General features: G+C 69.6%; 22 protein-coding genes. 10 read left to right on the top strand and 12 right to left on the bottom strand.

From position 1 onward, the window contains the following. The first annotated feature begins 218 nt into the window (after nt 1-218). The 8 genes from EOW66_RS16865 (at nt 219) to EOW66_RS16830 (ending at nt 8,249) form a co-directional block, all read left to right on the top strand. Nucleotides 219-1,205 carry a thiamine pyrophosphate-dependent dehydrogenase E1 component subunit alpha gene (locus EOW66_RS16865; protein ID WP_239017621.1) on the top strand — a complete coding sequence of 329 codons (987 nt, stop codon included), beginning with the start codon at nt 219-221 and terminating at the stop codon, nt 1,203-1,205. Nucleotides 1,206-1,215: 10 nt separating this feature from the next. Further along, the gene (locus tag EOW66_RS16860; protein ID WP_164881169.1) at nt 1,216-2,244 is read left to right on the top strand and encodes an alpha-ketoacid dehydrogenase subunit beta; all 1,029 of its coding nucleotides are present in this window, start codon (nt 1,216-1,218) and stop codon (nt 2,242-2,244) included. 74 nt (nt 2,245-2,318) lie between these two features. Further along, on the top strand, nt 2,319-2,552 hold the full coding sequence (locus EOW66_RS16855) for a biotin/lipoyl-containing protein (RefSeq protein ID WP_128157456.1): 234 nt from the start codon (nt 2,319-2,321) through the stop codon (nt 2,550-2,552). Next, on the top strand, nt 2,549-3,241 hold the full coding sequence (locus tag EOW66_RS16850) for a 2-oxo acid dehydrogenase subunit E2 (protein ID WP_128157455.1): 693 nt from the start codon (nt 2,549-2,551) through the stop codon (nt 3,239-3,241). The genes EOW66_RS16855 and EOW66_RS16850 overlap by 4 nt, the downstream gene beginning before the upstream one ends. Continuing rightward, the gene (locus EOW66_RS16845; protein ID WP_128157454.1) at nt 3,238-3,957 is read left to right on the top strand and encodes a lipoyl protein ligase domain-containing protein; all 720 of its coding nucleotides are present in this window, start codon (nt 3,238-3,240) and stop codon (nt 3,955-3,957) included. The genes EOW66_RS16850 and EOW66_RS16845 overlap by 4 nt, the downstream gene beginning before the upstream one ends. A 202-nt stretch (nt 3,958-4,159) precedes the next feature. Next, nucleotides 4,160-4,759 (top strand): twin-arginine translocation signal domain-containing protein, encoded by a 600-nt coding sequence (locus EOW66_RS16840; RefSeq protein ID WP_128157453.1) that lies wholly within the window; start codon nt 4,160-4,162, stop codon nt 4,757-4,759. A gap of 11 nt (nt 4,760-4,770) precedes the next feature. Continuing rightward, the gene (locus EOW66_RS16835) at nt 4,771-6,351 is read left to right on the top strand and encodes a GMC family oxidoreductase (RefSeq protein WP_128157452.1); all 1,581 of its coding nucleotides are present in this window, start codon (nt 4,771-4,773) and stop codon (nt 6,349-6,351) included. Nucleotides 6,352-6,479: 128 nt separating this feature from the next. Next, nucleotides 6,480-8,249, top strand: a complete 1,770-nt coding sequence (locus tag EOW66_RS16830) for a sigma-54-dependent Fis family transcriptional regulator (RefSeq protein ID WP_128157451.1) — start codon at nt 6,480-6,482, stop codon at nt 8,247-8,249. An 8-nt stretch (nt 8,250-8,257) separates the two neighbouring features. Here the strand turns inward: EOW66_RS16830 and EOW66_RS16825 are convergent, their stop codons facing one another. The 12 genes from EOW66_RS16825 to EOW66_RS16770 form a co-directional block, all read right to left on the bottom strand. Continuing rightward, a complete protein-coding gene (locus EOW66_RS16825) occupies nt 8,258-9,280 on the bottom strand; it encodes an alcohol dehydrogenase catalytic domain-containing protein (protein WP_128157450.1) in 1,023 nt (340 codons plus the stop codon). Next, nucleotides 9,273-10,073 carry an ABC transporter permease gene (locus tag EOW66_RS16820; protein WP_128157449.1) on the bottom strand — a complete coding sequence of 267 codons (801 nt, stop codon included), beginning with the start codon at nt 10,071-10,073 and terminating at the stop codon, nt 9,273-9,275. Before EOW66_RS16820 ends, EOW66_RS16825 begins: the two co-directional genes overlap by 8 nt. Then, on the bottom strand, nt 10,070-10,927 hold the full coding sequence (locus EOW66_RS16815; RefSeq protein WP_128157448.1) for an ABC transporter permease: 858 nt from the start codon (nt 10,925-10,927) through the stop codon (nt 10,070-10,072). The genes EOW66_RS16820 and EOW66_RS16815 overlap by 4 nt, the downstream gene beginning before the upstream one ends. Beyond that, nucleotides 10,924-11,961, bottom strand: coding sequence for an ABC transporter ATP-binding protein (locus EOW66_RS16810; RefSeq protein ID WP_128157447.1), 1,038 nt, complete (start codon nt 11,959-11,961; stop codon nt 10,924-10,926). The genes EOW66_RS16815 and EOW66_RS16810 overlap by 4 nt, the downstream gene beginning before the upstream one ends. A gap of 58 nt (nt 11,962-12,019) precedes the next feature. After that, nucleotides 12,020-13,087, bottom strand: a complete 1,068-nt coding sequence (locus EOW66_RS16805; protein ID WP_128157446.1) for an ABC transporter substrate-binding protein — start codon at nt 13,085-13,087, stop codon at nt 12,020-12,022. Between the two features lie 30 nt (nt 13,088-13,117). Beyond that, a complete protein-coding gene (speB, locus tag EOW66_RS16800; RefSeq protein WP_128157445.1) occupies nt 13,118-14,071 on the bottom strand; it encodes an agmatinase in 954 nt (317 codons plus the stop codon). A 67-nt stretch (nt 14,072-14,138) separates the two neighbouring features. Further along, nucleotides 14,139-15,107, bottom strand: coding sequence for a LysR family transcriptional regulator (locus EOW66_RS16795; protein ID WP_128157444.1), 969 nt, complete (start codon nt 15,105-15,107; stop codon nt 14,139-14,141). 37 nt (nt 15,108-15,144) lie between these two features. Then, complete coding sequence (locus tag EOW66_RS16790; protein WP_128157443.1) at nt 15,145-15,873, bottom strand: MBL fold metallo-hydrolase; 729 nt, start codon at nt 15,871-15,873, stop codon at nt 15,145-15,147. After that, on the bottom strand, nt 15,870-16,904 hold the full coding sequence (locus EOW66_RS16785; RefSeq protein WP_128157442.1) for an ABC transporter ATP-binding protein: 1,035 nt from the start codon (nt 16,902-16,904) through the stop codon (nt 15,870-15,872). Before EOW66_RS16785 ends, EOW66_RS16790 begins: the two co-directional genes overlap by 4 nt. Further along, complete coding sequence (locus tag EOW66_RS16780) at nt 16,901-17,671, bottom strand: ABC transporter permease (protein ID WP_128157441.1); 771 nt, start codon at nt 17,669-17,671, stop codon at nt 16,901-16,903. The genes EOW66_RS16785 and EOW66_RS16780 overlap by 4 nt, the downstream gene beginning before the upstream one ends. After that, nucleotides 17,671-18,525: an ABC transporter permease gene (locus tag EOW66_RS16775; protein ID WP_128157440.1), complete on the bottom strand. Its 855-nt coding sequence runs from the start codon at nt 18,523-18,525 to the stop codon at nt 17,671-17,673. The genes EOW66_RS16780 and EOW66_RS16775 overlap by 1 nt, the downstream gene beginning before the upstream one ends. 1 nt (nt 18,526) lies before the next feature. Further along, nucleotides 18,527-19,576 carry an extracellular solute-binding protein gene (locus EOW66_RS16770; protein ID WP_239017620.1) on the bottom strand — a complete coding sequence of 350 codons (1,050 nt, stop codon included), beginning with the start codon at nt 19,574-19,576 and terminating at the stop codon, nt 18,527-18,529. Between the two features lie 107 nt (nt 19,577-19,683). On the opposite strand from EOW66_RS16770, the gene EOW66_RS16765 reads away from it, so the two are divergent. Continuing rightward, nucleotides 19,684-20,322 carry a TetR/AcrR family transcriptional regulator gene (locus EOW66_RS16765; RefSeq protein WP_128157438.1) on the top strand — a complete coding sequence of 213 codons (639 nt, stop codon included), beginning with the start codon at nt 19,684-19,686 and terminating at the stop codon, nt 20,320-20,322. Between the two features lie 67 nt (nt 20,323-20,389). After that, on the top strand, nt 20,390-21,640 hold the full coding sequence (locus tag EOW66_RS16760) for an NAD(P)/FAD-dependent oxidoreductase (RefSeq protein WP_128157437.1): 1,251 nt from the start codon (nt 20,390-20,392) through the stop codon (nt 21,638-21,640). The last annotated feature ends 87 nt before the right edge of the window (nt 21,641-21,727 follow it).

The following is a 21,727-nucleotide window of genomic DNA, read 5'->3' as shown; positions in this document are numbered from 1 at the left end:
TGAGGCCGGCCTGTCCGGCAAAGCGGGGGCGGCGGTCGCCGCCGCCCCTGCCCTGCCCGTATCCCGCGCCGGCCCGGGCGCCAATTCCCTGAGACAGTCTGAGACACGCTGCAGCGCAGAGGCGATCCTGCGTTGCAGCACATGCATGGCCGGGTTGAGAAAGATCCTCGCAAGCAGGGCCACCCATGCCCTGCGCCGCTGCAAACGGGGAGGATCAGATGACGCCATCACGCGACGAGCTGGCTTGGATGTACCGCAACATGGTGCTCAGCCGCAGGCTCGAGGAAACCATTTCCAAGATCTATTTCGAGGGCAAGACGCCGGTCTTCAACATGGCGAACGGCCCGATCCCGGGCGAGATGCACCTCTCGAACGGGCAGGAGCCGGTCGCGGTCGGGGTCTGCGCCCATCTGAGCGCCGAGGACATCGTCACCGCGACGCACCGCCCGCATCATCAGGCGATCGCCAAGGGCGTCGACCTCGACGCGATGGTCGCCGAGATCTTCGGCAAGGCGAGCGGGCTTTCGGGCGGGCGCGGCGGCCACATGCACCTGTTCGACCCGAAGGTGAATTTCGCCTGCTCGGGGATCATCGCGCAGGGGCTTGGCCCGGCGGTCGGGGCGGCGCTGTCGCGCAAGCTGCGCGGCCTGCCCGGCGTCGCGGTCGCCTTCATCGGCGACGGTGCGGCGAACCAGGGCGCCTTCCACGAGGCGATGAACCTCGCCGCGGTCTGGAAGCTGCCCTTCATCTGCGTGATCGAGGACAATTCCTGGGGCATCTCGGTGCCGAAGAGCGCCTCGACCTCGGTGGCGCGCAATGACGTGCGCGCCGCGGCCTATGGCATTCCGGGCCATTATGTCGCCGGCAACGACCCGCTGGCGATCTACGAGGTCGCGGGCGAGGCGATCGCGCGCGCCCGTGCCGGCGCGGGGCCGACGCTGATCGAATGCGAGACCTATCGTCTGGCCGGCCACTTCATGGGCGATGCCGAGGCCTATCGCCCGAAAGGCGAGAAGGAGGCGCTGTTCGCCGCCGATCCGATCCCGAAGATGCGCGCCCGGCTGCTGGCCGAGTTCGGCTTCTCCGAGGACGAGCTCGTCGCCGCCGAGGGCGCGGCGGCGGACCGGGTCGCCGCGGCGATCCGCTTTGCCCGCGACAGCGCCGATCCGCGTCCCGAGGACGCCCTGACCGCGGTCTTTGCCTGAGGGGGATGAGATGACCGGAACGATTGTGAAATCCAACGAACGCAAGCTGACCATCGCCCGCTCGATGGCCGAGGCCCTGGCGCAGGAGATGCGGATCGACCCGACCGTCTTCGTGATGGGCGAGGACATCGGCACGCTCGGCGGCGTCTATGGCAATACCCGCGGCCTGATCGAGGAATTCGGCCCCGAGCGGGTGCGCGACACGCCGATCTCCGAGACCGGCTTCATCGGCGCCGCGGTCGGCGCCGCGCAGGACGGGATGCGGCCGGTGGTCGAGCTGATGTTCGTCGACTTCTTCGGTGTCTGCTTCGACGCGATCTACAACCTGATGGCGAAGAACATCTACTTCTCCGGCGGCCATCTCAAGGTGCCGATGGTGCTGATGACCTCGACCGGCGGCGGCTATTCGGACGGCGGCCAGCACTCGCAATGTCTTTACGGCACCTTCGCGCATCTGCCGGGCATGAAGGTGGTGGCGCCCTCGAACGCCTATGACGCCAAGGGGCTGATGACCGCGGCGCTGCGCGACGACAGCCCGGTGGTCTACATGTATCACAAGGGGTTGCAGGGGATGGGCTGGCTTGGCACCGAACCGGGCGCCACCGTGCATGTTCCCGAAGACAGCTACACCGTCGAGATCGGCAAGGCGAAGGTCGTGCGCGAGGGGCGCGATGTCACCATCGTCTCGCTCGGCATCGGGGTGCATCACGCGCTGAAGGCGGCCGACACGCTGGCGCAGCAGAACGTCTCGGCCGAGGTCGTCGATCTGCGCTCGCTGGTGCCGCTCGACCGCGACACGATCCGCGCCTCGGTCGCCAAGACCGGGCGGCTGATCGTGGTGGACGAGGATTACCACAGCTTCGGCGTCTCGGCCGAGGTGATCGCCTCGGTGGTCGAGCACGACCTCTCGGTGCTGAAGGCGGCGCCGGTGCGGGTGGCCTATCCCGATGTGCCGATCCCCTACGCGCGGGTGATGGAACAGTTCTGCCTGCCCAATCCCGCGAAGATCGTCGCGGCATGGGCGCAGATGGCGGCGTGACCGCCGCCCGGGGGCGGGCCCGCCCGCCCCCGCAGGCCAGCGGCCCGCCCCGGGCCACAGATAAGGAAAACGACATGGCAACTGACATCATCATCCCCACCGACCTGTGGGAAGAGGACACCGAGGCGGTCATCACCTCCTGGCTTGCCGATGACGGCGCCGAGGTGGCCGAGGGCGCGCTGATCGCCGAGATCATGACCGCCAAGGTCCAGTACGAGATCCACGCCCCCGCCGCCGGCCGGCTGGTGATCGTGGCGGCGCAGGACGCGGTGGTGCCGAAGGGCGCGGTGATCGGGCGGGTGGAATGAGCGCGCCGCCCGCCGCTGTCACCACCGTCGTGCCGCTGCGCGGCATGCGGGCGATGATCGCCGAGAAGATGGTCAGAAGCCTCGCCGAGGCGGCGCAGCTGACCCATCACGCCAGCGCCGACGCCAGCCGGCTTCTGGCGGCGCGCGCGACGCTTGCGGCGCAGGGGGTCAAGGCCTCGGTCGAGGATCTGCTGATGCTGGCGACGCTGCGGATGCTGAAGGCGCATCCCGGGCTGAACGGCCGCCTCGAGGAGCGCGAGCTGCGGCTGTCGACGCAGGTCGATCTTTCCGTCGCGATCGCGCTGCCGGGCAACCTGCTGGTGGCCCCGGCGATCTTCGGCGCCGAGGCGCTGGACATCGCCGCCCTGCGCGCCGCGCGGCAGGATCTGGCGGCGCGGGCGCGGGTGAACAAGCTCAGCGTGTCGGAGATGACCGGGGGCACCTTCTGCATCTCGAACCTCGGCCTGACCCGGGTCGAGGCCTTCACCCCGATCCTGAACACGCCGCAGATCGGCATTCTCGGCATCGGCTGCATCCACGAGCGCGCGGTGCGCGAGGCCGACGGCGCAATCGGGCTGCGCCCCTTCATCGGCCTGTCGCTGACCTTCGATCACCGCGCGATCGACGGCGCGCCGGCGGCCGCGGCGCTGACCACGCTGTGCCACGAGATCGAGGATTTCGCGCCGTGACGGACGGTGTGACCGGCGCCGCGCCCTGCCGCTTCGACAGCGCCGCCGAGGGGATCGCGGCCGAGGTCGCGATGCTGGCGCAGGTCGCCGCGACGGGGCAGCCGGCGCGGTTGCTGTGGCAGGCCCGCACACCGGCGATCGTGCTGCCGGCGGCCTGCCTGCGCCGCCCGGGCTTTGCCGCGGCCGCCGGGCGCGCCGCGGCGGCGGGCTGGCCGCTGCTGGCCCGCCAGACCGGCGGCGGCCCGGTGCCGCAGGGGCCGGGCGTGCTCAATCTGGCCCTCGCCTTTCCCGCCGAGGCGGGGCTGACACTCGAGGCCGGCTATCGGCGGATCTGCGCGCCGCTGGCCGCGGCCTTCGCCCGGCTCGGCCTGACGGTCAGCACCGGCGCGACCGGGGGCAGCTTTTGCGACGGGGCGTGGAACCTGTCGCTTGCCGGGTGCAAGATCGTCGGCACCGCGCAGCGCTGGCAGCGCCGTGACGGCGGATGGGCGGTGCTGGCCCATGCGCTGATCCTGATCGACCCGCCGCTTGCCGCGGTGGTGCCGGTGATCGACCGGCTGCACCGCGACCTCGCGCTTGGCGCCGGGGTCACGGTGGCGGCCCATACCAGCCTGCGCGCCGAGCGCCCCGATCTCGGCGTGCCCGAATTCATCCGTGCCCTCGGGGAGGAGGACACGGACGGATCGCCTGCCCCGGCACAGGGGCGGACGGCCTGAACCGCGCCAGACGCGCATCACGACATCAGAAAGGGAGGACAACATGAGACGAGACGCCGACCCCCGGCACGGGCTTTCCGGCCCCGGCTGAGCCCGCCCCGGGCCGCCCCCGCTTCACCCCATCCATCATCGGCAGCCTGCCTCCGCCCGCCCTTGCGCGCCGGCGGCCCGGGCCGGACTGCCCGCCCAAACGGAGCCCGAGATGAGCACCGACCACCCGCGCGCGCCGTCGCGCACGCAGCCTGCCCGCCGCCTGTCGCGCCGGCATTTCCTGATGACCACCGCCGTCGCCGCCGGCGGCGCGGTTGCCGGCCTTGCCCTGCCGGTGGCCGCCTGGGCCAATGACACGATCGGCACCGCCCGCGCCGACACCATGCTGCGGGTGATGCGCGACACCTTCCCGCACGGGCCGCAGATCGTCAGCCTCGCCACCTATCAGCGCCTTGTCGACACCATGCTCGACGAGGCGGCGGCGGACGAGGGCGTGAAGGGGCTGCTGCGCGACGGTGTCGACGAGCTCGACGCGCGCGCCCGCGCGGCCTTCGGCCGGCCCTTCACCGAGGTCGCCGAGGATTATGAGCGCGAGGGGATCCTGCGCGGCATCGAGACCACGCCCTTCTTCCAGAAGTTCCGCTGGGCCGGGGTCTTCGGCATCTACAACGCCCCCGACCTGTGGCCGGCGCTTGGCTACGAGGGCCCCGCCTCGGACTTCGGCGGTTTCCTGCACGCCGGGTTCAGTGACATCGACTGGCTGCCGCCGGGGCCGAGCCCCGAAGAGCTGCTCGCCCAGGTTCAGCGCTAAGGAATGATCTCATGACCACGAAATTCGACCTCGACGACGACAGCCTCGTCGTCATCATCGGCTCGGGCGCGGGCGGCGGCACGCTGGCCAACGAACTGGCACAGAAGGGCATCAAATCGGTCGTGCTCGAGGCCGGGCCGCGCTTCGGCCAGGAGGACATCGTCAATGACGAATGGACGATGTTCAACAAGATCTCCTGGCTCGACAAGCGGATCTCGGCCGGGGAATGGCACGGCAAGCGCAACCACCCGACCCTGCCGGCCTGGATCGTCAAGGGCTATGGCGGCTCGACCATCCACTGGGCCGGCGTGGCGCTGCGCTTTCAGGAGCACGAGTTCCGGATGCGCACGCTGAACGGCGACATCCCCGGCGCCTCGGTCGCCGACTGGCCGCTGACGCTGGCCGAGCTCACCCCGTATTACGAGGCGGCCGAGCGCAAGATGGGGGTGACGGGCAAGACCACCGGGATGCCGCACCTGCCCTGGCACAACAGCTTCCGCGTGCTCGCCGAGGGGGCACGGCGGATGGGCTATCGCGACATCGTCTCGGGGCCGATGGCGATCAACTCGGTCGAGAACGACGGCCGCCCGGCCTGCCAGCAATACGGCTTTTGCATGAGCGGCTGCATGGTGGGGGCGAAATGGTCGACGATGATCACCGAGCTGCCCCGCGCCGAGGCCACCGGCAACTGCGAGATCCGCTGCGACGCGATGGCGCTGAAGATCGAGCATGACGCGACCGGCAAGGTCACCGCCGTGCTCTATGCCGACGGTGCGGGCACCATCCAGCGGCAGAAGGCGCGGCTTGTCTGCGTCGCCGGCAACGCGATCGAAAGCCCGCGGCTGCTGCTGAACTCGGCCTCGTCGTTGTTCCCCGACGGGCTCGCCAATTCCTCGGGCCAGGTTGGGCGCAACTACATGACCCACAACAGCGCCGGGGTCTTCGCCGAGATGCCCGAGAAGGTGCACATGAACCGCGGCACCACGGTCGCGGGGGTGATCTCGGACGAGGCGCGCAACGACCCCTCGCGCGGCTTCTATGCCGGCTACCGGCTGGAGATCCTGGCCCTCGGCCTGCCGTTCCTGTCGGTCTTCCTCAACCCCTCGGCCTCGGGCTGGGGCCGCGAGCACGCGCAGGCACTGGAGAAATACGCCTATATGTCCGGCACCTGGATCTGCGGCGAGGACCTGCCGCAGGCCGGCAACGGCATCACCCTGCACCCGAGCGAGACCGACCAGCACGGCCTGCCGGTGCCGATCGTCACCAAGACCCCGCATATCAACGAGGTCAACATGGCGGCCCATGCCTACGAGCGGACCGGCGAGATGTATCGCGCCGTGGGGGCGACGCAGGTGTGGAACCTGCCCTCCTACCCGGCGAGCCACAACATGGGCACCAACCGGATGGCGGCGAAGGCTTCGGAGGGCGTGGTCGATGGCTGGGGCCGGGCGCATGACGTGCGCAACCTCTTCGTCTCGGACGGCAGCGCCTTCCCGAGCTCGAGCGCGGCGAACCCGACGCTGACCATCGTCGCCTTGGCGATCCGGCAGGCAGAGCACATCGCGCGCGAAATGGCGGCGGGATCGCTGTGAGGGGCGGGCCGGCGTCGCCGCGGCGCCGGCCCCGCCGCGCTGCGGCGGCAGAAACCGCTGGATTTTCCGCGCGGCACGGAGAACTCTGGTGTGACACCAGCATTTGGGAGGATGCCGAGGTGGACCGAATGACCGAAGCGGAGCATCGCCAGGCGATCGCCGCATCCTGGGAGCGCTGCGCGCACCGCCACAATCTCGTCGCCGGCCTTGCCCGTCCGATCCTGCGCCTGCGCAGCGAAGAGATCGCGCATCGCCGCGAGGCGTTCAATGACATGACCTCGGGCGAGCTGCAGGGGCTGTCGCAGCTCGCCACACTCGCCTCGGAGACCGCGAGCGCGCTCGTCGTCACCGACCGCGACCAGATCCTGCTCGACATCCATTGCCGCGACGCCGACCGCGACGCCTTCGAAAGCCGGGGCGTCGCGCCCGGGTCGAACTGGGACGAACGCATCGCGGGCACGAATGGCGTGTCGATGGCAAGCCTTGGCCGGCACGCCGTCACCGTGCGCGGCAGCGAGCATTTCTATCAGACGCTGCGGCCCTTCGCCTGCACCGCCGTGCCGGTCTTCGACGCCGAGGATGCGGTGCTCGCGATCCTGAATTTCACCACCATCGACCGCGGCAACACCGCGGATTTCGCCTTTGCGCGGCATGTGCTGAACACCGCGGCGGACCGGGTGCAGGCCTGGCTCTTCCTGCGCCGCTTCGGCGGCGGGATCACCTTGCAGGTCTCGGCCCCCGCCGCCGGCGCCGCACCCGCGGGGCGGCGCAATGCGCTGGTCGCGCTGGACGGCGACGGCCGGATCCTTGCGATCACCGCGGCGGCGCGCGCGGTCCTGCCGGAACCCGAGCGGGGGGCCGCGCTGTGCGGGCGCAGCTTCGAGGAAATCTTCGGCACCCGGTTCGAGCCTGCCGACCGGGGGCCTGGCCGGTGGGCGAGCCTGGCCCCCGGCGCGGGTCCGGCCGGCGCGATCCGGGTCAGCGCGGCGGGCCTGCCCGCGGCCCGGCCCCGCGCCGCTGGCCGCGCGGCGCAGGCGCTGACCGGCGCCCCGGCCTTTCTGGCACTGGCCGAAAGCGGCCTCCTGCCACCGGCGCGGCTGCATCAGGCGCGCCGGCTGCTGCGGGCCGGCACCCCGGTGATGATCCGCGGCCCCGTCGGCGCCGGCAAGAGCCATGCCGCGCGGGTCCTGCTGGCCGAAGCGGGCCGGGCGCCGGGGAGTGCGGGCGTTCTCGACAGCCGCAGCGAGGCCGAGACGGGCATCGCGGCGCGCATCGAGGGCTGGAACCGGGACGCGGCGGAAATGCCGGATCTGGTGCTGGCCGAAGCGCTCGCCGCATGGCCGCCGCGTCTGCAAGGCGCGCTTCTGGGCTGTCTCGAACGGGCGGGTGCGGCCGGGCATCGCCCTGCCCTCGTCGCCACCTGCGCCAGCGGCGATACCGGGCTGTTGCCGGAACTCGGGCATTTCCTCGGCGGCTTCGTGCTCGATCTGCCGCCGGTGCGGCAGCTCGAAAGCCGCGAGCGGCTGATCCGCCACCTGTTGCGGACCCTGGCGCCCGAGGGGCCGCCGGCTCTTGCCGCCGAGGCGATGGCGGCGATCGCGGCGCATGACTGGCCCGGCAATATCCGCGAGCTGCGCGGCGCGCTGGATGTCGCCTGCGCCTGCTGCGACGGCGGGATGATCATGCGCGCCGATCTGCCCGAGCATGTCGCCTGCCGGATCGGCGCGCTCGCGGTCGCGGATGCGCAGCACGATCTGGCCGAGGTGCTCCGGCTGTGCGACTGGAACGTGACGCGGGCGGCGAAGGTGACGGGGCTGAGCCGCGCCACCCTCAACCGCCGGATCCGCGAACAGGACCTGCACCGCCCCGGCAAGGGGGCGCGCCGGCCGGTGCACTGAGGCGCCGCTCAGCGCCCGCCGAAGTCGAGAACGATGCGGCCGGCGACCTCGCCCGCCGCAAGCCGTTCGAGGGCCGCGTTGATCTCCTCGAACGGCACCCGCTCGACCGCCACGCGGAACGGGTGATCGGCGGCGAAGGCGAGGAAGGCCGCAAGCTCGGCGCGGGTGCCGACGGAGGAGCCCGTCACCCGGTGCCCGCCGTTGATCAGCCACATCATCGACAGGGCCACGGGCTCGTGCACCAGCGCCACGGCGACGATCTGGCTGAGCGGGTTGGCGACCGCCGCGATCAGGTCCCAGACCTTCGGCGTCGGCGCGAAATTCAGCGTGATATCCGCCCCGCCCCAGTCGCAGATCGCCTGCACCTCGCCCGGGGCGACGGCCAGCGCGGCACCGCGGGCGCGCATCTCGGCGCGCTTGCGGGCATCGGGTTCGACGACGGCGACGCGCAGCCCGCGGGCAAGCCCGATCTCGAGCGCATATTGCCCAAGTCCGCCCGCGCCGATCACCAGCAGCCGCGCGCCCGCATGCACCTCGCAGCGTTCGAGTGCCGACCAGGCGGTGAGCCCGGCGCAGAGCAGCGGGCCGCCGCGGACCGGGTCGATCGCCTCGGGGATCGGCAGCGCGAAGCGGGTCTCGAGCAACGCATATTCGGCAAAGGCGCCGGGGGCATCAAGGCCGCGGGCGCGCTGCGCGGTGCAGAAGGTCTCGTGCCCGCCGAGGCAGGGGCCGCAGCCAAGGCAGGTGTCGTAAAGCCAGGGCAGGCCGACGCGGGTGCCATGGGGCAAGGGCCCCTCCCCCGCGACGATGCGGCCGATGCCCTCGTGGCCGAGGATCAGCGGGAAGGCCCCGGGCGGCATCGGCTCCTCGCCGCGCTGGACATGCAGGTCGGAATGGCACAGCCCGCAGGCCTCGAGCCGGACGAGGTATTGCCCGGGGCCCGGCGTGGGCACCGGCACCTCGGCCAGACGCAGCGCCGCCCCCGGCGCATCGAGCAGTGCCGCGCGCATCCTCGTCGGCAGGTCACTCATCGCGCACCCTTTCCGCCCCCATCAGCCGCGGCAGGTTGCCGAAGCGGCCGATCAGTCCGAAGACGAGCGCCGCCAGCGCCGCGAAGATCACCGAGACCACGCCGAGGATCGGCGTATAGCCATAGCGCAGGGCGTTGAAGATCTTGATCGGCAGGGTCTCGACGGTGAAGCCCGCGACCATGTAGGCGATGATGTATTCATTCAGGCTGAGCACGAAGGCGAAGGCATAGCCCGAGACGACATAGGGCAGCAGCAAGGGCCCGATCACCGTGCGCAGCACCGTCATCCGGTCGGCGCCCATCACCCGCGCCGCCTCGATCAACGCGCGGTCGGTGGCCTTGAGACCCAGCGAGATGGTGACGAGCGGCAGGGTGACGAGGAACACCCCATGCGAGACGATCGTCGCCCAGATCTGGCCATAGCCGCCGACGGTCATCCAGAAGATCATGAACCCAAGCGCCGAGATCACCGGCGGCAGCGCGAAGGGCGCAAGGCCAAGCCCGGTCAGCAACCGCGCGAAAAGCCCGCCGCGCTCCCATGCATAGAGGGCCAGCGGCGCGGCGATGGCGACGGCAAGGGCCGCGGCGCAGGTGGCGATGATGAGCGAGTTCATCAGCGGCACCAGCCATTCCCTGTCGTGGAAAAGCGCGCCATACCATTTCAGCGACAGCTCCTGCGGCGGAAAGCGCAGGCTCTGCGCGCCGTTCAGCGACACCCCGGTGACGACGACAAGCGGTGCCAGCAGCAGCGCCAGCAGCACGCAGATATAGGCAAGTTTCAGCCCCCGGGTCATGCCGCCCCCCTGTCGCGCCCGGCGAGCGAGGCAAGCCCGACGAGCGCCAACGCCACCAGCATCAGGAACACCGACATCGCCGCGGCAAAGGGCAGGTTCGCCTGATAGATCGCCTGATCGGTGATGTGCACCGAGAGCGTCCAGTGCTCGGGCCGGCCCAGAAGCTGCGGCAGCAGGTAGGAGCCGAGGGTGAAGACGAAGACGAGGATGAAGGCGCCGGTCAGCGCGCCACGCTGCAACGGCACCACGACGCCGAAGAAGGCGCGCGCGGCCGAGGCGCCCATCACCCGCGCCGCCTCGACGATCTCGGGGTCAAGCCGCGAGACGGGGGCGTAAAGCACCAGCACCGCGAAGGGAAAGCCGAGATAGCACAGCCCGGTCAGCAGCGCGAAAAGCGAGGGCGTATAGGCGCGCGGCGCGTCGATCAGCCCGATCGCGGCGAAGAGATTGCCGATCCCGGCGGTCTGCGACAGGAGCGTCGAGAGCGAAAAGCCGATGATGACTTCGGAGAGCGACAGCACCGACAGGAGCACCACCAGAACCCGGGTCTGCACGGTGCGGCTCATCGTGGCGAGGAAGACGGTGAAGGGGAAGGCGAGCGCCACGCAGATCGCCGCCGCGGCGAGCGAGATGCCGAGCGACACGGCGAGCACGCGGCCGAAGAACGGGGTCAGGAAGCGGATATAGCTTGCCCATTCGAAGCCCGGCTCGAAGAAGCCGCCCGCGACCCGGTGCGCGACCGAGACCGAGAGCATGATCCCGAAGGGGACAAGGAAGAACAGGCCGAGCATCAACGCCGGCCAGAGCGCGATCCAGCGCGGCACCGCGGTTTCGGGGGTGGCGGGAGCGGTCATGCCAGCACCACGCGCTTGCCGGGGCGGAAGCTGAGCGAGACGGCATCGCCCACGCCGAAGGGCGGGCGGGCGCCCGGGGCGACCTGCGCGGTGATTGTCTGCGCGCCGCAGCGGGTGACGAAATGCACGCTTTCGCCAAGGTCGCGGATGAAGGTGATCTCGGCGGCAAAGCCGGTTCCGGGGGTGGCGATCTCGACATGTTCGGGGCGCACCGACAGCTGCGCAAGCCCCGGCGCCGTGGCGATCCGGTCGCCCTCGGCGGGCGTCAGGCGGTGGCCCAGCACCTCGATCGCCTGCCCGTCCCAGCGGCAGGGGATCAGGTTGGTGCTGCCGATGAAATCGGCGACGAAGGCATTCGCCGGCGCGTGATAGATCTCCATCGGTGTGCCGGCCTGCTGCACCTTGCCATCCTTCATCACGATCACGAGGTCGGCCATGGTCAGGGCCTCTTTCTGGTCGTGGGTGACGACGACGGTGGTGACGCCAAGGCTCTGCTGGATCTGCCGCAGTTCGATCTGCATGTGCTCGCGCAGGCCCGCATCGAGCGCCGAGAGTGGCTCGTCGAGCAGGAAGACCTTGGGGTCGATCGCCAGACCGCGGGCGATGGCGACGCGCTGGCGCTGGCCGCCCGAGAGCTGGTGGATGCGCCGCCCGCCCATGCCGGGCAGTTTGACGAGGTCGAGAAGCCGCGCCGCGGTCGCCTGCCGGCTGGCGCGGTCAGTGCCGCGGATGGCGAGCGGATAGGCGATGTTCTCGGCCACGTCGAGATGCGGGAAGAGCGCGAGCGACTGGAACACCATGCCCATGCCGCGCTTGTGGCTGGGCACGGCGGAAAGGTCGGCGCCGCCGACCAGAATCCGCCCCTCGGAGGGGGTCTCCAGCCCGGCGATCAGCCGCAACAGCGTGGTCTTGCCGCAGCCCGAGGGGCCGAGCAGGCAGACGAACTTGCCGTTCGGGATGGTGATCGACACGTCGTCGAGTGCAAGATAGGTGCCGAAGCGCTTGCTCAGCCCCTCGATGCGGAGTTCGGTCATGGCGGCCTCCTCAGCCTTGCGCGGCCCCGGCCGGAACCGGGGCGCGCGGGGGATGCCCTCAGCCGGTGATCAGTTCCGACCACTTCTGCGACACCCAGTCCCCCTTGTCGACGTAAAGGGTCGAGAGCGGCAGGATCGGCGCCTTGTCCGAGGAGACGGCGGCGAATTCGGCGTCGGTCAGGTCGGTCAGATCGCGCGGCACGGTCGGCGCGGTGCCGACATTGCGCGACAGTTTCGCCTGCACCGCGGGCTGCGCCATGTAGTCGATGAAGACCTGCGCCTGATCGAGCATCTTCGATGCCTTCGACACCACCCACGAGCCCGAATCGAGCACCGCGCCCTCCTCCGGGAAGGTCGAGCGCACCGGCTTGCCCTGGCTCGCGGCAAGGCCCGTCACGTCGTGGTAATACTCGCCCATCGGGATCTCGCCGGTCTCCAGCGCCTGCTGGAACTGGCCCTCGTCGCGATACCACAGCCGCACGTTCGGCTTCAGCTCGGCGAGCTTCGCCATCACCTGAAGCACGCCGTCGTCGGTGGTCAGGATCTCGGTGCCGCCGAAGAAGGTGGTCGCGGTGATCTCGAGCAGGAACGAGTTCGAGGCGAGCGACATCAGCCCGAGCCTGTCCTTCTGCTCGGGCGCCCAGAGCGCCTTCCACGAGGTCGGCGCCTCGGGGAAGGTGTCGGTGTTGGTGACGAGACTGACATACCAGCTCACCGCGCCGGTGCCGTAAAGCGCGCCGTCCTCATAATGGTGCACGAAGTGGGCGGGCAGCACGCCGAGGTTCTTCATCTTGCCCGCGTCGAGCTTTGCCCACAGACCGGCGCGCTCGCCCTTGATGCGCGCGACCTGCGCCATCATCGAGACATCGGCCGGCGCCTGGTTTGCCCGCGCCGCCTGACCGAGCTGCACCAGCCAGGCCTCGCCCGTGGGTTCGCCGATCGACTCGATCTCGATCCCGGTTTCCTTGGTGAAATCGGGATAGATGAACTTGTCGAAGCTGTTCTGGAAATAGCCGCCATAGGTGCCCACCTTCAGCGCCGCGCCGGAAGCGCGCAGCACCGAGGGGGCTGCAAGCATCGCGGCGCCGGCCGAGGTGGCGGCAAGGAATGCACGTCTGTTGATCATGGTCTTCTCCCTGTTGGTCCGGCTTCTGTGTCAGCGGCCCCGCGGCACGCCGGGCAGCGCGCAGAGCATCTCGAAGAGGAAGTTCGCGGCGATCACCGCGGTATTGCCGGCCGGATCGTAGGGCGGCGAGACCTCGACCAGATCGCCGCCGACAAGGTTCAGCCCGGCGGTGCCGCGGATGATCTCGAGCCCCTGCATCGTGGTCAGCCCGCCCACTTCGACGGTGCCGGTGCCGGGCGCGAAGGCCGGGTCGAGGCTGTCGATGTCATAGCTGAGGTAAACCGGCGCATCGCCGATCTTCGCGCGGATCTCGGCCATCAGCGGCGTCAGCGATTTGTGCCAGCACTCCTCGGCCTGGATGCAGGTCCAGCCCTGCTTGCGGCCCCACTCGAATTCCTCGCGGCTATAGCCGGTGCCGCGCAGGCCGATCTGGAACACCTTGTCGTTGATCAGGCAGCCCTCTTCCCACGCGCGGCGGAACGGGCAGCCATGCGCGACGGTCTCGCCGAACATGTCCTCGTTGGTGTCGGAATGCGCGTCGACATGGATCAGCGCGACGGGCCCGTGGCGTTCCTTGATCGCGCGCAGGATCGGCCAGGTCAGGGTGTGATCGCCGCCAAGGGTCAGCGGGATCACGCCGTGGCTCAGCACCTCGCGGTAATGGCTGGCGATGATCTCGACCGATTTCTTCAGATCGAAGGTGTTGATCGGCACGTCGCCGATATCGGCCACCTGCAGCGCCTCGAAGGGCGCGGCGCCGGTCGCCATGTTGTAGGGGCGGATCATCCGGCTTTCGTCGCGGATCTGGCGCGGGCCGAGGCGGGTGCCCGCGCGGTTCGAGGTGCCGATATCCATCGGGATGCCGAGGAAGCAGGCATCGAGCCCCGCCGCCGAGGGCGCCGCCGGCAGGCGCATCATCGTGGCCGGTCCCCCGAAGCGGGGCATGGTGTTGCCGCCAAGCGGCTGGTTCAGCGTTTTCGTCATTCTCGCCTCCATCTGCGGGCGAGGATGCGGCGGGGATTGCTTCGAAAAAATACCTGTGTATCGAAGTTCAGTTGGACAAAACCCGATGTTTGCCTTCGGTGCTGCCGGATTCTTCAGCACCTCGGCCGGACGCCGCGAGGGGCGCAGGATAGAGCGTTTCGAGCTCGTCGAGCAGTGCCCTGGCAAGGGGGGCGATCTCGGTCGCGTCGCGGGTGATCGCGTCGAAGGTGCAGCGATAGACGAAATGATCGGGCAGGATGCGGCGCAGCCGGCCGTGATCGCACCAGCGCTTGGCCACATGGTCGGGCAGATAGCCGATGAAGGCGCCGGTCAGGATCATGATCAGCTGTTGTTCCAGCCCCTGCGCCATCGCGGTCGAGTTGCGAAAATCGCGGTTGTTCCAGTGATCCTCGCGCCAGTAGCTGCGCCCGACGGTCTTCAGCGAGGCGACGAATTCGGGCGTCAGATCGGCGTCGGGCACCGACCACAGCCGGTGGCCGCGGGCGCAGTAAAGCGTGTTGCGCTCTTCATAAAGCGGCGTGTAGCGCAGCCCCGCCACCTTGTGCGGAAACGACCCGATGCCGAGGTGCAGCACGCCGTCGAGCACCCGCGTCTGCAGCTCCTGCGGCGAGGTCTGGGCAATCTCGAAACGGATTGCGGACGAGCGTTTCTCGAGCGCCGCGAGCGCCTCATACAGGCGGAAATTCGGGTCGGTCACCACGCTGTCGACGACGCCGATGCGCAGGGTGCCGGCGAGCGTGTCGCGCAGCGCCGCGGTTTCCGACACGAACCCGTCCATCGCAGCCAGCAGCCGCTCGATCGCGCGGTGCACCTGTTCGCCGCGCTGCGTCAGGCGGAACCCGGCGCGGCCGCGCCGGCACAGGGTCACGCCGAGCCGGTCCTCGAGTGCCGAGATCTGCGCCGAGATCGTCGAGGCCGAGACGTTCAGCTCGGCCTGTGCGGCGGCAAAGCCGCGATGGCGCACCACCGCGTCGAAGACGCGCAACAGGCGGATGTCGGTTCCGGCAAGCTGCATCGGGATCCTCCCGGCCGGACGGGGCGGGACCTGCCGCTCAGGCACCCTTCTCCCTCAGCCAGGCGGTGATGATGTCACGCAGCCGCGCGCCGGAAAAGGAGGGAAAATGCCCGCCATGCACCACCCGCACCGGCAGCCGGGCAAGGCGCTGCATCGAGCGCAGATAGTCCTCGGCATTCGAGTGATAGGTCTCTTCGACCAGCGGGCCGTCATAGACGATGTCGCCCGAGATCAGCACACCGCTCGCCGCTTCCCAAAGGGCGATGCCGCCCGGGGAATGGCCCGGCGTGTGGATCACCTCGAACTGCCGGTCGCCGAGGTCGATGAGGTCGCCATCGGCCAGAAGCCGCGTCGCCGGTGCCGCCTTCACCGCGTAGGTGGACGAGCGGTAGGGCTCGGGCGGCAGCGCGTCGAAGATCTCGTCGGTCACATAGCCCGCCGCCACCGTGTTCTCGCGCGTCGGCTGGGCGAGGATCTCGGCCTCGGCGGCATGGCACAGCCGGCAGGGGAATTCGTGGCTGCAGCCGATGTGGTCGAAATGGGTGTGGCTTGCGACGGCATCGAGCGGCCGCTCGGTCACCAGCGGCACCCATTCGCGCAGCGACACCACGCCCATGCCGCTGTCGACCAGCATGTCGCGGTCGCGCCCGCGCACATGCCAGATGTTGCAGCGGAAGAACTCCTGGATGAAGGGCTCGTCGATCTGGGTGATGCCGTCGCCGGCGCTGCGGAGGCGATACCAGTCGGCGGGGGGAATGCGTCTCATGCGGTCTCCGTTTCGGGCAGGACGATCGGGTTGCGGCCATGAAGCATCACTTCCGCCCCGGGCGCCAGCGCCGTGCCCTGCGGCAGATGCGCGACAAGGCGCATCCCGGGCGCGGCAAGGGGGGCGAAATGCGCGCGCAGATAGGCGCCGAAGAAGGCCGCCTCGACCAGCCGCGCCGGGCCGAGCGCCAGCTCCCCCGACAGCCCCACCGATTCCGGGCGCAGGCACAGCACGCCGCGCGCCGGGGCGGGCAGCGCGAGCGGGCCAAGCGGGCTGCTGACCCCTGCCCCGTCGCCGCGGCTGACGGGGATGCGGTTCACCTCGCCCATGAAATTCGCGGTGAAGAGGGTCGCGGGCCGCATGTAGACCTCTTCGGGCGTGCCGCAATGCTCGATCCGGCCGGCGTTCATCACCACGATCCGGTCGGCGACGGCCATCGCCTCTTCCTGATCGTGGGTGACATGCACGAAGGTGGTGCCGACGCGGCGTTGGATCGCCTTCAGCTCGTCCTGCATCTGCCGGCGCAGCTTGAGGTCGAGCGCGCCGAGCGGTTCGTCAAGCAGCAACACCTCGGGCTCGACGGCAAGCGCACGGGCGAGCGCCACGCGCTGCCGCTGCCCGCCCGACAGCTCATGCGGGCGCCGCCCGGCCTTGTCGGCGAGCCCGACCATGGCGAGCATCTCCTCGGCCTTCGCGTTGCGCGCCGACCGCCCCACGCCCCGCATCCGCAGCCCGAAGCCGACGTTGTCGCGCAGGCTCATGTGCGGGAAAAGGGCATAGTCCTGAAACATCGTCGTCGTCGGGCGATCCTTCGGCACCACCTGCGTCATGTCGCGCCCGCCGATCGTCACCCGCCCCTCGGAGGGGGTGAGAAAGCCGCCCAAAATCGACAGCAGCGTGGTCTTGCCGCAGCCCGAGGGGCCGAGCAGCACGATGAACTCGCCGGGCGCGATGGTCAGGTCGACCCGGCGCAGCGCGGTGAAGCTGCCGAAGCGGTGTTGAACGGCGTCGATGCGCACCTCGGCGGTCATTTTCTGGCCTTTCGGAAAAGTGTGAACTCAAGCGTGACGGTGATCGCCACCGAGACGAGGAAGACGAGCGAGCCGATCGCGTTGGTCTTCGGCGACAGCCCCGAGCGCAGCATCGACCAGATCTCGACCGGCAGGGTGACGTCGAAGCGGGTCAGCAGGAAGGCAATGATGAACTCGTCCCAGCTGAAGGTGACCGACAGGAAGAAGGCCGCGGCGAGTGCCGGCGCCAGCATCGGCGCCGAGACCAGCGCCAGCACCTGCCACTCGCCCGCGCCAAGGTCGCGCGCGGCGCGCATCGCGTTCTTCTGATGCTCGCCCATGGCGGCGTAGAGGATCGAGAAGCACAGCGGCAGGTTGATGACGACATGGCCGATGCCGGTGGTCAGCAGCGAGGGGCCGACGCCCGCCGCGTTGAACATCTGCAGCAGGCCAAGCGCGATGATCAGGTAACTGACCGTCATCGGCGCGATCAGGAGCGCGCGCATCGCCAGCGTGCCGGGCAGCGCCACCCGCGCCAGTCCCGAGGCCGCCATGAACCCCAGAAGCAGCGCCAGGGTCGCGGAGCCGATCGCCACCAGCAGCGAATTGCCAAGCGCCGCCATCAGGTCGCGGTCGCTCAGAATCTCGGCATACCATTTCAGCGTCGCGCCGCGGAAGGGCGGCACCGGCAGCCGGCCGTCCTGAAAGGAAAAGATCACCAGCACCACGACCGGCAGCAGGATGAAGGCGAAAAGCGCGACCAGATAGGCCCAGGAGAGAAACCGCATCAGACCCGTTCCATCTTCAGCCAGCGCGCGCATCCGGCATAGGCGAGCGTCACCAGCGCCATCAGCACCACCGACAGCGCCGAGGCCATCGGGTAATCGCCGCGCCGGCCGAGCTGCAGCATGATCAGCTGCGGCAGGGTCAGCTCGTTGTTGCCGCCAAGGATCTGCGGCGTGATGTAATCGCCGATGCACAGCACGAAGGTCAGGAAGGCGCCGGTCATCACGCCGGGCAGGGTCAGCGGCAGGATGACGAGGCGGATCACCTGAAACCGCGAGGCGCCAAGGTCCTCGGCCGCGCGGGCATAGTTCGGCGAAAGCTGCACGAGGTTCGAATAGATCGTCAGCGTCAGCAGCATCACGAAGAAATGGACGAAGCCGATCACCGTCGCCGCCCGCGTCGCCATGATCTGCACCGGCGCATCAAGGATGCCGAGCCCGAGAAGCGCGGTCATCACCACTCCCTTCTGGCCGAGCACCAGCGCCCAGGAGTAGGAGCGCACGACGTAAGACGTCCAGAACGGCAGCACGGCGAGCAGCAGCGCCAGCCGGCGCCAGCGCGGAGGCACCCGGGTGGCGATGATCCAGGCGAGCGGCCACGCGAGCGCCACCGAGATCACCGTGACGATCAGGGTGATTTCCAGCGAGACCCGGATCCCCCGGCTCAGCGCCGGCTCGGTGAAGATCCGCAGATAGTTGCCGAGGTCGGGCCCCGGCACCATCTCGCGCCCGTCCAGATGGCCGAGGCTGATCCAGACCATGGCAGCGAAGGGCAGCACGAAGAATGCCACCGTCCAGAGCAGCGCCGGCAGCACCAGCGCCGCCCCCTGCCGTTTCTCGATCGCCTCGATGCCCATCTCAGTTCTGCAGCATCTCGGTCCACAGGTCCTGCATCGCGGCATCGGTCGCCGCATCCGGCACCGGGTAAAGCTGCGCGCGGGCAAGATAGTCGTCCTGCTCGTCCCAGCGGAGCACTGCCTTCTGATCGGCGTCGAGCTGCGCGCCCGCCTTGCGGTTCGCCGGCATCCCCCAGTAGCACGACGAGGTGGCCAGCCGCGCCTGCCCCTCGGGCGAGGTGATGTATTTCACGAATTCAAGCGCCAGCTCGGGCTTCTTCGAGTCCTTCAGCACGGCGATCGACTGCGCCCAGAGAAGCCCGCCCTCTTCCGGGATGGTCCAGTCGAGATCGGGGTTTTCCGCGTGCAACACCGCGGTCAGCCATTCGCCGCCGCCGACCAGCACGTCGACCTCGCCGGTCGCGAGCGCGGTCTGGCTCGCCACCACGTCCGAGACCTGCTTCGAGGCGGATTTCAGCGCGAAGAGCGGCGCTTTGATCCGCCCGAGCGCGGCGGCGTCCAGATCCTTCGTCGCGATGCCCTGCGACAGGCCGACGATCCCCTCGACCGGCAGGTAATAGTCATAGACCGCGATGCGGCCGTCATACTTGCCCGAGAACAGCGTCTTCAGGCTCTTCATGTCCGCGGGATCGACCGCCGCCTTGTTGAAGGCGATGGTGTTGTAGCCGAACTTCTCGGTCACCGCATAGGTCACGCCATCGACCGAATTGTTCGCGGCCATCACCACCTGCGGGAAGTAATCGGCCGTCGCCATCCCGGTCGCGGGCAGCGGCGCCAGCAACCCGCGCTCGACCGCGCGGTGCACATCGACCGCGTCGATCACCATCACGTCCCAATCGCCCGGGCGCGACTGCTCGAGGATCGTCAGCCCCGCCGCCGTGCCCTCGTATTCCTTGGTGTTGACCTTGACGTCATGCGCCTTCTCGAAGGGTTCGAGCAGCGCCGGATCGGCGTGGTCGCACCAGATCAGCGCGTTCAGCTCCTCGGCCCGGGCCGTCGGGGCGAGGGCGGCCAGAAGGGCGGCCGCGGCACAGCAAGTCGTCAGTCTCATCGTCATCTCCCGTTGCGTCCGGCACGTCTTCGGCGCCGCTTCAGAAAAAAATTGAACGCATTCATTTTTTCAGTCAATGATAATTTTGAAGAGGCGAGGGAGCCGCGATGGCCGGGCTGCGCGAAAGACAGAAGGCGAAACGGAACCGCTCGATCCTGACGGCGGCAAGCGCACTTTTTGGGCAGGTCGGATACGAGGCGGCGCGAATCGACGCCATCGCCGAGGCCGCCGAGGTCTCCGTGGGCACCTTCTACAACTACTTCGAGAACAAGGCGGACCTGCTGCTTGCCATCGTCTCGATGGAAGTCGAGGAGGTGCTGCACCAGGGCGAGGCGGTGGTCGCCGCCCCGCCCGCGACGGCCGAGGCGGCGCTTTTCGCGCTGATCTCGACCTATTACGACCATTCCCTCGTCTATCTGACGAAGGAGATGTGGCGCACCGCGATGGCGCTCTCGATCCAGCATCCGGAAACCCCGTTCTCGCGGCGCTATTTCGCACTCGACGCGGCGCTGGCCGGGCAGGTGACGGCGCTCTTGCGCGGGCTGCAGGCGCGCACCACGATCCGGGCGGATGTCGATGCGGCGGCGCTTGGCGCGGTGATCTTCGCCGATCTGAACGCGCTGTTCGCGGGCTTCACCATGGATGAGGCGATGCCGCTTGCCAGCCTGACCGGGCGGATGGCCGGGCATGTCGCGGCGCTGACCCGGCTGCTGGCGGCGCCGCTGCATCCGCTGCCGGCCGGCTGATTTTGCACTGGCCCCCGGCCGGCTTTCGCGCGATCACTTGCGCCGTGATTGGTCGGAGATGTGCGAGATGGCAGAGGTTCTGGTCCTGGGCGCCGGCATGGTCGGGGTTGCCGCCGCGCTTGAGCTGCAGACGCGGGGCCATGCGGTGGTGCTGGTCGACCGGCGCGGTCCGGGCGAGGAGACAAGTTTCGGCAATGCGGGCTTCGTGCAGGGCGAGGCGGTCGAGCCCTATGCGATGCCGCGCGATCTGCGCACCCTCGCGGCCTATGCCGTCGGACGCACGAACGATCTTGTCTATGACCCTTCCGCCCTGCCCCGCCTCGCGCCGGTGCTGTGGCGCTATTTCCGCAACTCGGCGCCGGCGCGGCACCGGCGGATCTCGGCGGTCTATGCGCAGCTCGTGCAACGCGCGCTTGCCGATCACGCGCCGCTGATCGAGGCGGCGGGACAGGAGCCGCATATCCGCCGCACCGGCTATCTGCAGATCTGGCGCGATGCGCGCGGCGCCGAGGCCGCGGCGGCCGAGACGGTGCGGCTGATCCGCGAGTATGACGTCACGGTCACCGCGCTCGACGGTGCGGCGGTGGCGGCGGCAGAGCCGGCGCTGAAGCGGCCGGTGGCGGGCGGGCTGCTGTGGGGCGACTGCTGGACAAGCGATGATCCGGGCGCGCTGACCGTGGCCTATGCCGAGCTTTTCACCCGCCGCGGCGGCACCGTGCTGCGCGGCGAGGCCGCAAGCCTCGCGCGCACGGGCGCGGGCTGGCAGGTCGATACCGCGTCGGGGCCGGTCGGCGCGGCGCAGGCGGTGATCGCGCTCGGCCCCTGGGCTCCCGATCTGCTCGCCCGGCTCGGCTGGCGCGTGGCGATGCTGTGGAAGCGGGGCTATCACGGCCATTTCGCCGCGCCGGTCCGGTTGCAGCGGCCGCTGATCGATGCCGATGCCGGGGTTGTGCTGAGCCCGATGCGGCGCGGGCTGCGCATCGCCACCGGCGCCGCGCTCGTCGCCCGCGACGCGCCGTCCGATCCGGGCCAGCTTCTGCGCGGCGCCTGTGCCGCCTCGGAGCTGGTCGAGATCGGCACGCGGATCGCCGAGCCGCAATGGTTCGGCCACCGCCCCTGCCTGCCCGACATGCTGCCGCTCGTCGGCGCGGTGCCGGGAGAGCCCGGGCTCTGGGTCGATTTCGGCCATGGCCATCAGGGCTTCACCCTTGGTCCGACGACGGCGCGGCTGCTGGCGGACGCGATGGCGGGGGCGCGCACCGAGCTTCTGGCGGCGCTCGCCCCCGCCGCCCGCCCCGAGGTGATGCGCGCGGCCTGAGGTCGGGCAAAATGCCCCCGGCAAACGGAAATTCCGCTTCTGCGCGTCATAAAACTGATGCGTTGCCGCAATAGGTGATCGGCTGCA

Source organism: Paenirhodobacter huangdaonensis (assembly GCF_004022465.1).
Lineage (GTDB): Bacteria > Pseudomonadota > Alphaproteobacteria > Rhodobacterales > Rhodobacteraceae > Rhodobacter > Rhodobacter huangdaonensis.
The sequence above is the reverse complement of the archived record's forward strand: the minus strand, read 5'-3'. Positions and strand labels throughout refer to the sequence as shown.

Excerpts from the sequence above, each read along its gene's own strand:
- EOW66_RS16860 (WP_164881169.1), top strand. The coding sequence starts at position 1,216 with ATGACCGGAACGATTGTGAAATCCAACGAACGCAAGCTGACCATCGCC.
- EOW66_RS16760 (WP_128157437.1), top strand. The coding sequence starts at position 20,390 with ATGGCAGAGGTTCTGGTCCTGGGCGCCGGCATGGTCGGGGTTGCCGCC.
- EOW66_RS16835 (WP_128157452.1), top strand. The coding sequence starts at position 4,771 with ATGACCACGAAATTCGACCTCGACGACGACAGCCTCGTCGTCATCATC.
- EOW66_RS16825 (WP_128157450.1), bottom strand. The coding sequence starts at position 9,280 with ATGAGTGACCTGCCGACGAGGATGCGCGCGGCACTGCTCGATGCGCCG.
- EOW66_RS16785 (WP_128157442.1), bottom strand. The coding sequence starts at position 16,904 with ATGACCGCCGAGGTGCGCATCGACGCCGTTCAACACCGCTTCGGCAGC.
- speB (WP_128157445.1), bottom strand. The coding sequence starts at position 14,071 with ATGACGAAAACGCTGAACCAGCCGCTTGGCGGCAACACCATGCCCCGC.
- EOW66_RS16820 (WP_128157449.1), bottom strand. The coding sequence starts at position 10,073 with ATGACCCGGGGGCTGAAACTTGCCTATATCTGCGTGCTGCTGGCGCTG.
- EOW66_RS16795 (WP_128157444.1), bottom strand. The coding sequence starts at position 15,107 with ATGCAGCTTGCCGGAACCGACATCCGCCTGTTGCGCGTCTTCGACGCG.
- EOW66_RS16790 (WP_128157443.1), bottom strand. The coding sequence starts at position 15,873 with ATGAGACGCATTCCCCCCGCCGACTGGTATCGCCTCCGCAGCGCCGGC.
- EOW66_RS16850 (WP_128157455.1), top strand. The coding sequence starts at position 2,549 with ATGAGCGCGCCGCCCGCCGCTGTCACCACCGTCGTGCCGCTGCGCGGC.
- EOW66_RS16810 (WP_128157447.1), bottom strand. The coding sequence starts at position 11,961 with ATGACCGAACTCCGCATCGAGGGGCTGAGCAAGCGCTTCGGCACCTAT.
- EOW66_RS16855 (WP_128157456.1), top strand. The coding sequence starts at position 2,319 with ATGGCAACTGACATCATCATCCCCACCGACCTGTGGGAAGAGGACACC.
- EOW66_RS16830 (WP_128157451.1), top strand. The coding sequence starts at position 6,480 with ATGACCGAAGCGGAGCATCGCCAGGCGATCGCCGCATCCTGGGAGCGC.
- EOW66_RS16775 (WP_128157440.1), bottom strand. The coding sequence starts at position 18,525 with ATGGGCATCGAGGCGATCGAGAAACGGCAGGGGGCGGCGCTGGTGCTG.
- EOW66_RS16765 (WP_128157438.1), top strand. The coding sequence starts at position 19,684 with ATGGCCGGGCTGCGCGAAAGACAGAAGGCGAAACGGAACCGCTCGATC.
- EOW66_RS16840 (WP_128157453.1), top strand. The coding sequence starts at position 4,160 with ATGAGCACCGACCACCCGCGCGCGCCGTCGCGCACGCAGCCTGCCCGC.
- EOW66_RS16770 (WP_239017620.1), bottom strand. The coding sequence starts at position 19,576 with ATGAGACTGACGACTTGCTGTGCCGCGGCCGCCCTTCTGGCCGCCCTC.
- EOW66_RS16865 (WP_239017621.1), top strand. The coding sequence starts at position 219 with ATGACGCCATCACGCGACGAGCTGGCTTGGATGTACCGCAACATGGTG.
- EOW66_RS16805 (WP_128157446.1), bottom strand. The coding sequence starts at position 13,087 with ATGATCAACAGACGTGCATTCCTTGCCGCCACCTCGGCCGGCGCCGCG.
- EOW66_RS16780 (WP_128157441.1), bottom strand. The coding sequence starts at position 17,671 with ATGCGGTTTCTCTCCTGGGCCTATCTGGTCGCGCTTTTCGCCTTCATC.
- EOW66_RS16815 (WP_128157448.1), bottom strand. The coding sequence starts at position 10,927 with ATGACCGCTCCCGCCACCCCCGAAACCGCGGTGCCGCGCTGGATCGCG.